Origin of the sequence: Mixta theicola, from assembly GCF_002895925.1 — a bacterium.
In the GTDB taxonomy this organism is placed as follows: Bacteria; Pseudomonadota; Gammaproteobacteria; order Enterobacterales; family Enterobacteriaceae; genus Mixta; species Mixta theicola.
This window is the reverse complement of the sequence record NZ_NWUO01000006.1, coordinates 79,294-91,626: the sequence shown is the minus strand read 5'-3', so window position 1 is coordinate 91,626 and position 12,333 is coordinate 79,294. Positions and strand designations below refer to the sequence as shown.

General features: G+C 53.0%; 10 protein-coding genes and 1 pseudogene. 5 read left to right on the top strand and 6 right to left on the bottom strand.

The window, feature by feature from the left end:
- Nucleotides 1–170: 170 nt before the first annotated feature.
- Nucleotides 171–668, top strand: coding sequence for a CinA family protein (locus COO59_RS09780; RefSeq protein ID WP_103059616.1), 498 nt, complete (start codon nt 171–173; stop codon nt 666–668).
- A 108-nt stretch (nt 669–776) separates the two neighbouring features.
- On the opposite strand, the gene COO59_RS09775 is transcribed toward COO59_RS09780, so the two are convergent.
- Both COO59_RS09775 and COO59_RS09765 read right to left on the bottom strand, forming a co-directional pair.
- Nucleotides 777–1,970 (bottom strand): zinc-dependent alcohol dehydrogenase, encoded by a 1,194-nt coding sequence (locus tag COO59_RS09775; protein ID WP_103059615.1) that lies wholly within the window; start codon nt 1,968–1,970, stop codon nt 777–779.
- A 403-nt stretch (nt 1,971–2,373) separates the two neighbouring features.
- A complete protein-coding gene (locus tag COO59_RS09765; RefSeq protein WP_103059613.1) occupies nt 2,374–2,985 on the bottom strand; it encodes a helix-turn-helix transcriptional regulator in 612 nt (203 codons plus the stop codon).
- A 539-nt stretch (nt 2,986–3,524) separates the two neighbouring features.
- On the opposite strand from COO59_RS09765, the gene COO59_RS09760 reads away from it, so the two are divergent.
- Nucleotides 3,525–4,295 (top strand): winged helix-turn-helix domain-containing protein, encoded by a 771-nt coding sequence (locus COO59_RS09760; RefSeq protein WP_103059612.1) that lies wholly within the window; start codon nt 3,525–3,527, stop codon nt 4,293–4,295.
- Nucleotides 4,292–4,756, top strand: a complete 465-nt coding sequence (locus COO59_RS09755; protein ID WP_165786507.1) for a hypothetical protein — start codon at nt 4,292–4,294, stop codon at nt 4,754–4,756. Before COO59_RS09760 ends, COO59_RS09755 begins: the two co-directional genes overlap by 4 nt.
- Nucleotides 4,757–5,015: 259 nt before the next feature.
- Here the strand turns inward: COO59_RS09755 and COO59_RS09750 are convergent, their stop codons facing one another.
- The gene (locus COO59_RS09750) at nt 5,016–6,200 is read right to left on the bottom strand and encodes a BaiN/RdsA family NAD(P)/FAD-dependent oxidoreductase (protein WP_103059610.1); all 1,185 of its coding nucleotides are present in this window, start codon (nt 6,198–6,200) and stop codon (nt 5,016–5,018) included.
- 242 nt (nt 6,201–6,442) lie between these two features.
- On the opposite strand from COO59_RS09750, the gene pitA reads away from it, so the two are divergent.
- Entirely contained in the window at nt 6,443–7,942 is a 1,500-nt protein-coding gene (pitA, locus tag COO59_RS09745; RefSeq protein ID WP_133158602.1) for an inorganic phosphate transporter PitA, read from the top strand.
- A 47-nt stretch (nt 7,943–7,989) separates the two neighbouring features.
- Here the strand turns inward: pitA and uspB are convergent, their stop codons facing one another.
- Entirely contained in the window at nt 7,990–8,325 is a 336-nt protein-coding gene (gene uspB / locus COO59_RS09740) for a universal stress protein UspB (protein WP_103059608.1), read from the bottom strand.
- 317 nt (nt 8,326–8,642) lie between these two features.
- Here uspB and uspA point away from each other — a divergent pair, with 317 nt between their 5' ends.
- A complete protein-coding gene (gene uspA, locus COO59_RS09735; RefSeq protein ID WP_103059607.1) occupies nt 8,643–9,080 on the top strand; it encodes a universal stress protein UspA in 438 nt (145 codons plus the stop codon).
- 410 nt (nt 9,081–9,490) lie between these two features.
- On the opposite strand, the pseudogene rsmJ reads toward uspA, so the two are convergent.
- A pseudogene (gene rsmJ, locus COO59_RS09730) lies at nt 9,491–10,242 on the bottom strand (16S rRNA (guanine(1516)-N(2))-methyltransferase RsmJ).
- A gap of 8 nt (nt 10,243–10,250) precedes the next feature.
- A complete protein-coding gene (prlC, locus tag COO59_RS09725; RefSeq protein ID WP_103059606.1) occupies nt 10,251–12,293 on the bottom strand; it encodes an oligopeptidase A in 2,043 nt (680 codons plus the stop codon).
- Nucleotides 12,294–12,333 lie beyond the last annotated feature (40 nt).

Here is a 12,333-nt window from a genome sequence, read left to right as displayed (position 1 = left end):
TGATTAAGCAAATCAAGAAATATCACGTGGTTAATTCACGCATCGATCAATAGCCAGAATAATCAGCCCAGCGCATCACGAATTTTCTGAATTAGGTAATAGATTTATTCCCGCTAAAATAAAGCGCGTCTTCTACACTTAGTTTATTCACCCGTGTAAGGAGAACGAGAATGAATGAACAACTGCGGCAGGCTGCTTCACAGCTGGGAGAAATGCTTACGGCAGCCAAGGTTAAGCTGGCAACGGCAGAGTCCTGTACCGGCGGGCTGGTCAGCATGTCGATGTGTTCCGCCAGCAGCAGCGCCGACTATTTCAGCAGCGGCTTCGTAACCTATACCAATGAAGCCAAAATGCGCCTGTTGAAGGTTGACGAACGGACGCTGGAAAAATTTACCGCCGTCAGCCAGCCAACCGCCAGAGAGATGGCGGCGGGCGCAAAGGCGCAGTCCGGCGAAGCGGTGAGCCTGTCGGTTACCGGCTATGCCGGGCCTGACGATGGCCCGGACGGTACGCCAGCCGGCACTATCTGGTTTGGCTGGGGCTTACCTGACGGGACGATAAAGGCGGAGATGAAGCATTTTAGCGGTGACAGCGAATCCGTTATCAACCAGGCGGCGCTTTTCGCCCTCACCCGACTGATGGCGCTGCTGAAAGAAGCGAACGGCTAACGATGACATTCTCCCCGCCATCAAAGACGGGGAATTTTACGGCGCAGCGGATAAAACAGGGGTTTCAGCATTGCGACTGAAACCCGTGGATAAAACCTGAACCGGCGGCTAAACGTGACGTAGCGTTTCCGTCAGGCCCGGCACCAGAATAACTTTGCGGCACTCTTCCTCACGCTTTTCAAAAATCTTATAGGCTTCTTCCGCCCGCTCCAGCGGCATATGGTGGGTAATAATCTCTTCCGGCTTGATAAAGCCCTGCTCAATCAAATTCAGCAGCTCCGGCAGATAGGCCTGAACGTGCGTCTGGCCCATTCTAAACGTCAGTCCTTTATCAAACGCATCGCCAAACAGGAAGCCGTGGATAAAGCCCGCGTAAACGCCCGGTACGCTAACAATCCCGCCGCGGCGCACTGCGGCAATGCACTGGCGTAACGCTTTGCCGCTGCTGCCTTCCAGCTTCAGATTGGTCATCACGGTTTCGGTCAGGCTACCTTTCGCTTCAAAGCCCACCGCATCAATCACCGCATCGACGCCGCGATGATTAGTGGTGTTCTCAATAATGAAGGCGGCCGGATCGTCGTTTTCATCAAAGTTGATGGGAATGACATCATAGCGATCGCGGGCAAACGCCAGCCGATAGGGATGGTGATCCACCATAAAGATCTTTTCCGCGCCCAGCATACGTGCGCAGGCGGCGGTCAACAGGCCCACCGGGCCGGCGCCAAAAATTGCCAGGCTGCTGCCCTTAGTCACCTGCGCATTTTTCACTGCCTGCCAGGCCGTCGGTAAAATGTCGGATAAAAACAGCACCTGATCATCGGCCAGAACCGGCGGCACTTTAAAGGGGCCGGTATTCGCTTTTGGTACGCGCACGTATTCCGCCTGGCCGCCCGGCACGCCGCCGTACAGCTTGCTGAAGCCAAACAGCGCAGCCGGTGAGGTAATCTGTTTTTTATTCAGAATCGCGCCACGGCCAGGATTAGTGGTTTCGCAGGCGGCGTATTCTTGCAAACGGCAGAAAAAACAGTCGCCACAGGCAATGACGAAAGGAATAACCACCCGGTCTCCCTTCTGTACCGCCGTCACTTCCGGGCCAGCCTCAACCACTTCGCCCATAAACTCATGGCCAAAAATATCACCGTGGGAAGTGCCAGGGATCTTGCCGCGATAGAGATGCAGATCGGAACCACAAATCGCCGTCGCCGTCACACGCAAAATAATATCATCCGCCGCTTCGAGGCCGGGGTCGGGAACATTATCTACTTTGACGCGATGCGGGCCATGATAAGTCAATGCTTTCATTGCCTTTCTCCATATTGGGAAATAAATGAGATGACCATCTCTTGACGCAGACAATATAAAAAAAACCCGCATCAAGCGGGGAGCGCATCTGCGCCAACACCAGGGAATCTATTAGTTAAAATTTAGTATTTTGTGGCGATTCCGCAAGTGACGGCAGATAAAAAACGTGAGATTTGCGGGCAGGAAAGGCGCTTAAAAAGCCGGGCGGAGCGGCCCGATAGCAAAGCTGAGAGGATAAGCCATAAAAAAAGCGATGCCAAAGAAAGGGGCGCAGCATCGCTTTGTTAGCAAGATTAATGTTTTTGCAAACATAATCCGCCACTAAGTAGCACTAAGGAAACTAAATACCGTTATTCCGGCAGGTGTGGCGCCGATCATTTTAACGTTGAAAAAACGCGCCGGGTTAATAAACCGGCCGGTTTAGATAATGTGGATGCTTTTGCCGATTAATATGCTCTGAAACCAACAGTGATTTATAGATAAAATCAGCCATACAGTTCAGCGAGCGTGCGTTCATTTTTTTCAGGCCGAAGTTCATCATCACCTTACGTTTATGGGCCGATACGGTTTTAACGGAGATATTCATCACCCGGGCAATCACGCCAGGCGTTACGCCGCGTATCAGATACTGCAGCACCTTACGCTGTTGAACGGTGAGTAAAAACTCCAGCGGCCTGACGCCAGCCGCACTTTTAGCAAGGTTGCTTAACAGCTCTGCAGCGGTAATTTTGCGCGGGATAACGCCCTGAAACGGACGACGAATTTCCTGCGGTTCTAACAGATCGTCGGTAATAAAGAACACTTTTAGCGGCTTTTTACCCAATGATGCAAACAGATGGCGTAAAGGTTTTCTTTCATTGGTATCAATGATGATAACGAATTCTTCATCTTCTTTTTCGGAAACTTTCCTTTCAGGTTGATAGAAAAAATCCCAGGTATCATGACCCGCTTCATTCAGTAATGCGGTTATTCCTTTGGCAAAAAAGAAGTTGTCAGAACACACGATGACTTTCATAATATTTCAACATCCCTTTCTGAATAATTACGTAAAATTGCTTTCGGAATTCTCGCTTTTTCCAATAAAGCGATTATTTTCCCGTTCCCTGCATATAACGCTTTATGCCAAATAAGTTTCGTTGTTCAGGACAGCGTCGTAAGCGCCGCGATAACCAAATTGATATTACCTTTACCGTTAACTCAGACAATACCAACTGCTTTAAATAAGATTTTTCCCTCGCTTAAGAAGTTAAACCAGGGGGTTAAGATTAATTACAAAGCAATGCCCGCAGGCCTGTTACTGGCGGATATTTACCTGATTGGTGAAGGAGAGCGGTTAAACGATTTTGTCACAAATATAAGGTAACTTATGCCGCCTTTTCACTAAATAAAGCCTTAATTTTATGCCGTCGCATGAAATAACGAAACTTCTGATGCTTTATAAACGATTCGTTTCCTTCACATAACTTATAAAAGGACATGCACATTTTTATAAAAGCGTGATAGTGTCTTAACCAGCAAAAACACATAAAATGACTTAGCAAACAGGATGTGGCTATGGGTCCAGTTTATCTTATTTATAAATCTATTTATTTTTATCCAAAGGAGCACAGGCTTGTTTGTCATTCTCAGGGTAAAGAGGACACGACATTAACCCAGCCGGCAGCAAAATGCCTTGAATTATTAGTTAAAACCGACGGTTTGGTATCACAAAATAATCTGTATGATTACGCCTGGGGAGAAAACAGCCATAGCGTTACGCCTAATACGCTTTACCAAAATATTTCTCTGATCCGCAGGGCGTTAAAAAACATCATGCCCGGAGCGGACAGATGGATTATTACCGTACCACGTAAAGGATTCAGGTTTGATCACAGCATCTCCACCAGGCTGTTGGCCGCTGAAGAAACGCTGCCTGTAACCGCTGAAGATACGCTGCCTGCTGTCGCCCCAGCCCAACTCCTCAATCCGGAGCGAATAGCCAGAGCTAAACCGCTCAGATCGTTTATCTCTGTTTCCCTCGTTGTACTGTTCTTTAGCCTTACTTTCTTTATTAATCCCGTTAGCGCCGAATTTAAAAAATTAACGGGCAGCTATGACAAAATAGCCGAGGATGGCACCTGCCAGCTCTATGTTTACCGCAATGACCAACCCCTGAAAGAACAGATAAACAGCAGAGTAAATAAATATGTTAACTGTGACACTCATCCCCATATTTATATTTCTTACGATAAGTTCATCAAAAACATCTCACTATTTTCCTGCCAGGACCCGCTCACTGAAAACAGTACATCCTGTGCGTCATGGTCGTTAGGAGAGACTATATGAAAAATAAATTTAAATTTTTAGCCGCAGGATTAACAATCATTGGCGCAGCTGCGTTTTATTTCAACTTTAGCACCGATAACCGTCATTTCTCCTGCCTGGCGCAGTATCATGTTCAGAATAACGGTCTACGCGCCAATATGCTGATGCGTTTCTTTTTTGATGGCCCGTCCGGTTTCGTGACCATGAACGGCGAGTTTATCAATGCCTCAGGAATTCACAAGGTGATAAGCAGAAAGGTTTTATTTGATTTCACCACCACTAAAAGTAATTATTTACTAACTTCAAAAGCCATTATTCCCGCCGCGTTTGATGAAACAGATAACCATTCATTAGCCTATTTGCTTGAAGGGTTTTATACAAATATCAATCAGCTGGCGCAATATAATATCCATTATGATGGTAACGGCGGCTATATCTTTATGAACGGTAATGTTCCTGTTCTGCTCTGCGCCGGAAGCTGAGGAAATATCTGAAACGATGCCGGATTAATTAACCTTACCAACAAAGCATTTCGATTGCAGACGGAAAATATCGTTCACCTTAGCGTTTCGCTGGTTTATTTTCAGGCCCCGCCAAAGTGCGCCATAACGGGGCCTGCTTTTTTGCACTACCTTATGCAGCACGCCAGACTGATTTAAATCGGGTTCTGCTGTGCCCCAACTTAATGCCGACCTTGCCGTTGTTACTGCGTGGAATACGCTTATCGCTTCTTCGGCATATTTACAGCGCCTGCGCGCATGCCCAGGCGGAACTCCAGGCCCACTGAAAGTTATAACCGCCCAGCCAGCCGGTGACATCCACCACTTCGCCGATAAAATACAAACCGGGCACGTCACGCGCTTCCAGGGTTTTCGAGGAGAGCTGCGTAGTATCCACGCCGCCCAGGGTCACTTCCGCCGTGCGATAACCTTCGGTGCCGTTGGGCTGTACGCGCCAGGCATGCAGGCTTTCGGTTAGCTCGCGCTGCTGCTTAGCGTTGAGCTGCTTTAAGGTGACCTCCGGTATGGTGCCCAGCGACTGCAGCACGTCCACCAGCCGCTTCGGCAACGGCTTCGCCAGCGTATTTTTCAGGCTTTGATTCGGGCGCGCCTGGCGCTCTTCATCAATAAAGGCCGCCAAATCACGTTCCGGCGACAGATCGATCGTGACAAATTCGCCCGGCTGCCAGTAGCTGGAGATTTGCAGCACCGACGGCCCGGACAGGCCACGGTGAGTAAACAGCATCGCTTCTTTAAAGCGCTTGCCGTTCGCCGCTTCAATGGTGGTCGGCAGCGAGACGCCCGACAGTGTCTGTAGCTGTTCCAGCAACGGTTTATGCAGCGTAAACGGCACCAGCGCCGCGCGCGTGGGGTAAACGCGCAGGCCAAACTGCTCCGCCAGCCGGTAGCCGAAGGGCGAAGCGCCCAGTCCCGGCATCGATAGCCCGCCGCTGGCGATAACCAGTTTACCCGCCCGCACTTCCGCGCCGTTCAGCTGGACCAAGTAACCCTCATCATCGCGCCTGACCGCCAGCACTTCGCTACGCAGCCGCAGCGTCACGCGCCCTTTCTCGCACTCCGCCATCAGCAGATCCACAATCTGCTGCGCCGAGTCATCGCAGAATAGCTGGCCAAGCGTTTTTTCGTGATACGCAATGCCGTACTGGTTAACCAGCGCGATAAAATCCCATTGCGTATAGCGCGCCAGCGCTGATTTACAAAAATGCGGATTATGCGAGAGATAGGCCGCCGGCTCGGTATAAAGGTTGGTAAAGTTGCAGCGACCGCCGCCGGACATCAGGATTTTGCGGCCCGGTTTTTTGCCGTTATCCAGCAGCAGCACGCGCAGGCCGCGTTGCCCAGCCTGAGCCGCGCAAAACAGCCCGGCGGCGCCTGCGCCAATAATGATAACGTCATACTTTTCCACTGCTGACTCCTGCCGACGGGGCAAAGACCGCGATTGTAATAGGTTGTCCCCGCCCAGGCCAGCGTAACCAAACGGAACTGAAAGTAACACAATGTAACTAATGGATTTGCGGACTGTTTTCATCCCTGATGACGCGAGTTTTACGCTTTTATGGCAAAAAAAGTCTATATTTTTCTTTCCCCAGGCGCGGTTTGTCGCTGATAATGCGCCGCGTTCATGTCCCCGAAAATGGCGTAACGCTTATGCTACATCTGTTTGCTGGTCTCGATTTTAATACCGGCCTGTTATTAGTACTTGCTCTGCTGTTTGTACTGTTCTACGAAGCCATTAACGGTTTCCATGACACGGCTAACGCAGTTGCGACGGTAATCTATACGCGCGCGATGCGTGCGCAACTGGCCGTAGTGATGGCTGGGGTTTTCAACTTTTTTGGTGTGTTGTTAGGTGGTTTGAGCGTCGCTTATGCCATTGTACATCTGCTTCCTACCGACCTGCTGTTGAATGTCGGTTCGGCGCACGGGTTAGCTATGGTCTTCTCCATGCTGCTCGCCGCTATTATCTGGAACCTGGGAACCTGGTATTTTGGTTTGCCGGCGTCCAGCTCCCATACGCTTATTGGCGCAATCATCGGTATTGGCCTGACCAATGCCCTGATTACCGGCACCTCGGTGGTGGATGCGCTCAATGTCCCGAAAATGATCAATATTTTCGCCTCGCTGATCCTGTCGCCAATTATTGGTCTGGTGGTAGCGGGCGGATTGATCTTTCTGCTACGCCGCTACTGGAGCAATACCAAAAAGCGTCGCCGTATTCATATGACGCCCGCCGATCGTGAAAAGGAAGACGGTAAGAAAAAGCCGCCGTTCTGGACGCGTATCGCGCTGATTATTTCCGCCATTGGCGTCAGCTATTCCCACGGCGCGAATGACGGACAGAAAGGTATCGGCCTGATTATGCTGGTGCTGATTGGCGTTGCGCCCGCAGGCTTCGTGATTAACATGAACGCCTCCGGCTATGACATCACTCGCACCCGTGACGCGGTAAATCATCTGGAACAGTATTACAGCCAGCATGGCGATACGCTGCAGCACGTGGTCGAACTGGCGCCGCCTGCGCTGCCGACGCCGGAAGAAGTGACTACCGGGCCGAAAGAGTTCCACTGCGATAGTTCACGGGCGCTGGTTGCGATTAACCGTGCGCAGCTGCTGCTGAACAATCTTTCCAGCTACGATGCGCTTAGCGTTGAACAGCGCAGCCATCTGCGCCGTCTGCTGCTCTGTATTTCTGATACCGCTGAAAAAGCGGCCAGGATGCCGGACGTTAAGGCGGAAGATCAACGCTTCCTCGGCAAGCTGAAAGGCGATCTGCTGAATACCGTTGAGTATGCGCCGGTGTGGATTATCGTTGCGGTCGCGCTGGCGTTGTCGCTTGGCACGATGGTCGGCTGGCGTCGCGTTGCCACCACCATCGGCGAGAAAATCGGTAAGAAAGGCATGACCTATGCGCAGGGCATGTCGGCGCAGGTTACGTCGGCCTTGTCGATTGGCATAGCCAGCTATACCGGTATGCCGGTTTCTACCACGCATATCCTGTCGTCATCGGTCGCCGGCACCATGCTGGTTGATGGCGGCGGCGTCCAGAGCCGTACGATTAAAAGTATCGCGCTGGCGTGGATATTTACGCTGCCGATTTCGATTTTGCTCTCAGGCGCCCTCTATTGGGTGGCGCTACAGCTGATCTGATCTCTCTACGGGCCGGTTAATCCGGCCCGCTTCTTTTCTGGCGGCGCTTAATGCCAAATCGCCAGGCCCACCAGGCTGATGCCCACCAGAGCGCATAACGCGCTGGTCAAGACAAACTGCCCACGCACCCGCTCACAGCGGCGAATAAACTCTTCGTCATGATGATCGAGGTAGTACCTTTTCCAGATATAGCGCACCAGCCTGACCTGCTTACTTGGCTGACCGTGCGCGGTAAAAAAGCCTGCGCCGTCCACATACTGATACAGCAACGGATCGCACCCGCGCAGCACAATCAATAACGCACGCAGCGAAGAAAAATAGCGCGCCATATTCACCAAACAAATCACACATAAAGCCCAGAAAAGCGCGACGGTGCTAATCATATTTCCCCTCCCGGCTTACAACTGCCGAAGCGTGTGCAGCGGGGATACGCTGAATACGCCCCACCCTGACTCGCCAACCACCATTGAACCGGTCTGAATTATTTCTGAACAGAAGAGTACGGTATTCTGCCGAAGCAGAATCGTTAAGATTTAGTGTAGGAGATGTGTTTAAAATTTTTCCAGCTTCGATTTTCATTACGGCTGAAAAGCAGGTAAAACACTCCTTGATCCGGCTCGCAAAGCGGGCGTGCTGCAAGCACATTTGTTAACAACTGGCGCTATACTGACGCTATGTGACACATGGAAGGAGTTCCATCATGGCCTATAAACATATTCTGATTGCCGTTGATCTCTCACCGGAAAGTAAACTGCTGGTTGAAAAAGCGGTTTCTCTGGCGCGTCCTTACGATGCCAAAATTTCCCTGATTCATGTGGATGTGAATTATTCCGATCTCTATACCGGTTTGATTGACGTCAATCTCGGCGATATGCAAAAGCGTATCTCTGAAGAGACGCATCATGCGCTGACCGAACTGTCGCAGGGCGCAGGCTATCCGATTAGCGAAACGCTGAGCGGCAGCGGCGATCTGGCGCAGGTGCTGGTTGAAGCGATTAAAAAGTACGATGTCGATTTAGTGGTTTGTGGACATCATCAGGATTTCTGGAGCAAGCTGATGTCTTCCGCTCGCCAGCTGATTAATACGGTACATATCGATATGCTGATTGTGCCGCTGCGCGACGAAGACGACGAGTAAGCGGCAGTTTGTCGCGAAAACAGCGTGCCTGCCCAGGCAGGTATGCGTTAATCCTTCGCAAAACGGTGTGCCTGCGCGAGCCGTGCGCATATGCGTTGCTCCACCGTAAAACAGCGTGCCTGCGCGAGCCGTGCGCATATACGTTGCGCCACCGTAAAACAGCGTGCCTGCACGAGCCGTGCGCATATACGTTGCTCCACCGTAAAACAGCGTGCCTGCGCAGGGAGTGCAGGCCGATCGTAAAGTCGCAAACAACGTCATCCCTGACAGCTCGGCCCGCGCCCTCCATGGCGCGGGACGCTTTACTCTTCTGCCTGCACGCCCTGCGCTTTGAGTTGGGTGCTAATTTGTTGGATTAAAAATACAAATCTTTAATTTTGTTGTGCCGCCAGCCTGCCGGTTCTATGCCGTCAGTTTGCCAGCGGCGGGTAAATATCGAAGCGATGGCTTTTGGTGGTGACCGCCGACTGGGTTGCCACGCCTGCCAGCGGCGGCGCGTAGTCCGGGCGTTTCACCACCACCCGTTTTTCGCCAGCTGGCGCGCAGGCAGCAACAGGCCGTCCGCATCATTATCCGCTCCCACCAGTGACTGAAATACCCGCATCTCTTTCTTCACCAGCGCGCTTTTCTGGCGATGCGGATACATGGGATCGAGATAAACCACATCCGGCGCGGGCGTAATCGCTTCCAGCGCCGTCAGGCTGGAGGCGTGCAGCAGCGTCAGCCGTTGCCGTAGCCAGCCGCCGATTTCCGCATCCTGATAGCCGCGCTGCAATCCATCATCCAGCAGCGCCGCCACTACCGGATGGCGCTCCAGCATCCGCACCCGACAGCCGATCGCCGCCAGCACAAAGGCATCGCGCCCTAACCCGGCGGTGGCGTCCACCACGTCAGGCAGGTAATCCCCCTTGATACCGACCGCTTTCGCCACCGCCTCGCCGCGTCCGCCACCGAAGCGACGCCGATGTGCCATCGCGCCGCCGATAAAATCGACCCAGATACCGCCCAGCTTTGGCTCATCGCGCTTGCGTAGCTCCAGATGCTCCGGCGTCATTACTAACGCCATCACCGACTGTTCATCCTGCTCCAGCCCCCAGCGGGCGGCCAAAACAGATAAGGCACCGTCTCCGGTGCCTGATTCATCAACTAAAGCAATTTTCACGCCTGACGTTATCCCTGAATACCGTAGTGTTCCAGCATCGCATCAAGCTGCGGCTCACGGCCACGGAAGCGTTTGAACAGCTCCATCGGCTCTTCAGAACCGCCGCGGGTCAGGATGTTATCAAGGAACGACTGACCGGTTTCGCGGTTAAAAATGCCTTCCTCTTCAAAGCGGGAATACGCATCCGCCGCCAGCACATCCGCCCACAGATAGCTGTAGTAGCCCGCTGCGTAGCCGCCAGCGAAAATATGGCTGAAGGCGTGCGGGAAACGGCCCCAGGCCGGACTGGGCACTACCGCCACCCGCTTTTTCACTTCGGCCAGGGTTTCCAGAATCTGCGCGCCTTTCGCCGGATCGAACTCGGTATGCAGGCGGAAATCGAACAGGCCGAACTCCAGCTGACGCAGGATAAACAGCGCCGCCTGATAATTTTTCGCCGCCAGCATTTTGTCTAACAGCTCCTGCGGTAGCGGCTCGCCGGTCTCAAAATGACCGGAGATAAACGCCAGCGCTTCCGGCTCCCAGCACCAGTTTTCCATAAACTGACTCGGCAGCTCGACCGCATCCCACGGCACCCCGCTAATGCCGGAAACGCCCGGCACATCCACGCATGTCAGCATATGATGCAGGCCGTGTCCGAACTCATGGAACAGCGTGGTGACTTCATCATGGGTAAACAGCGCCGGTTTGTCGTTTACCGGACGGTTGAAATTACAGGTTAACCAGGCGACCGGCTTCTGCAGGCTGCCGTCCGCTTTACGCATCATGCCAACGCAGTCATCCATCCACGCCCCGCCGCGTTTGTTTTCACGCGCATACAGATCGAGATAGAAACTGCCGCGCAGCTCTCCGCTTTCGTCAAACAGATCGAAGAAACGCACGTCCGGATGCCAGACATCCACATCTTTACGCTCTTTAGCGCTGATGCCGTAGATGCGTTTCACCACTTCAAACAGGCCGTTAACCGCGCGCTCTTCCGGGAAATAAGGGCGCAGCTGCTCATCGCTGATCGCGTACAGATGCTGCTTCTGCTTCTCGCCGTAGTAGGTAATATCCCACGGCTGCAGCTCATCAATACCGTGCTGCTGTTTGGCAAAGGCGCGCAGACGCTCCAGCTCTTTCTCCGCCTGCGGACGCGCGCGCTGCGCCAGATCGTTCAGAAAGTCGATCACCTGCGCCGGATTTTGCGCCATTTTGGTCGCCAGCGATTTATGCGCGTAGGAGTCAAAGCCCAGCAGCTGTGCCAGTTCGTGACGCAGCGCCAGCTCTTCCGCCATAATCGGGCCGTTATCCCATTTACCGGCGTGCGGCCCCTGATCGGAAGCGCGCGTCGAGTAGGCGCGATACATCTCTTCACGCAGCGCCTGGTTATCGCAGTAGGTCATAACCGGCAGATAGCTGGGAATATCCAGTGTCAGCAGCCAGCCTTGTTGTCCTTTGGCTTCCGCCTGCGCTTTGGCCGCCGCCAGCGCGCTTTCCGGCATTCCGGCCAGCTCGCCTTCATCAGTAATCAGCTTGCTCCAGCCCATCGTCGCATCCAGCACGTTGTTGCTGTAGGTGGAACCCAGCTCCGACAGACGTGCGGCGATTTCACCGTAGCGCTGCTGCTGCTCTTTCGGCAAGCCGATACCTGACAGCTCAAAATCACGCAGCGCATTATCCACCGCTTTTTTCCGCTCCAGGCTTAGCTGCGCGTAATTGTCGCCCTCTTTCAGATTACGGTACGCCTGATACAGCCCTTCATGCTGGCCGACCCAGGTGCTGTATTCAGACAGCAGCGGCAGCGTCTGTTCGTAAGCCTGACGCAGCTCCGGGCTGTTTTTTACCGAGTTAAGATGGCTCACCGGCGAGAAAATACGGCCCAGGCGATCGTCCACCTCCGCCAGCGGCTGACACAGGTTTTCCCAGCTGTAGGGCGCTCCCTGAGCCACCACTTTTTCTACCGTTTCGCGGCATGTTGCCAGCGCCTGCTCAACGGCGGGCACGACATGTTCCGGCTGGATGGCAGAGAAAGGCGGAAGAGTAAATGGCGTCAATAATGGATTGGTCATCGCGCAGTCCTTTAGGTTTGATGTGGGCGCGCACGGGCGC

What these genes read in the sequence shown, in the direction of transcription:
- COO59_RS09780 (WP_103059616.1), top strand. Translation starts at nt 171, where the DNA reads ATGAATGAACAACTGCGGCAGGCTGCTTCACAGCTGGGAGAAATGCTT.
- COO59_RS09775 (WP_103059615.1), bottom strand. Translation starts at nt 1,970, where the DNA reads ATGAAAGCATTGACTTATCATGGCCCGCATCGCGTCAAAGTAGATAAT.
- COO59_RS09765 (WP_103059613.1), bottom strand. Translation starts at nt 2,985, where the DNA reads ATGAAAGTCATCGTGTGTTCTGACAACTTCTTTTTTGCCAAAGGAATA.
- COO59_RS09760 (WP_103059612.1), top strand. Translation starts at nt 3,525, where the DNA reads ATGGGTCCAGTTTATCTTATTTATAAATCTATTTATTTTTATCCAAAG.
- COO59_RS09755 (WP_165786507.1), top strand. Translation starts at nt 4,292, where the DNA reads ATGAAAAATAAATTTAAATTTTTAGCCGCAGGATTAACAATCATTGGC.
- pitA (WP_133158602.1), top strand. Translation starts at nt 6,443, where the DNA reads ATGCTACATCTGTTTGCTGGTCTCGATTTTAATACCGGCCTGTTATTA.
- uspB (WP_103059608.1), bottom strand. Translation starts at nt 8,325, where the DNA reads ATGATTAGCACCGTCGCGCTTTTCTGGGCTTTATGTGTGATTTGTTTG.
- uspA (WP_103059607.1), top strand. Translation starts at nt 8,643, where the DNA reads ATGGCCTATAAACATATTCTGATTGCCGTTGATCTCTCACCGGAAAGT.
- prlC (WP_103059606.1), bottom strand. Translation starts at nt 12,293, where the DNA reads ATGACCAATCCATTATTGACGCCATTTACTCTTCCGCCTTTCTCTGCC.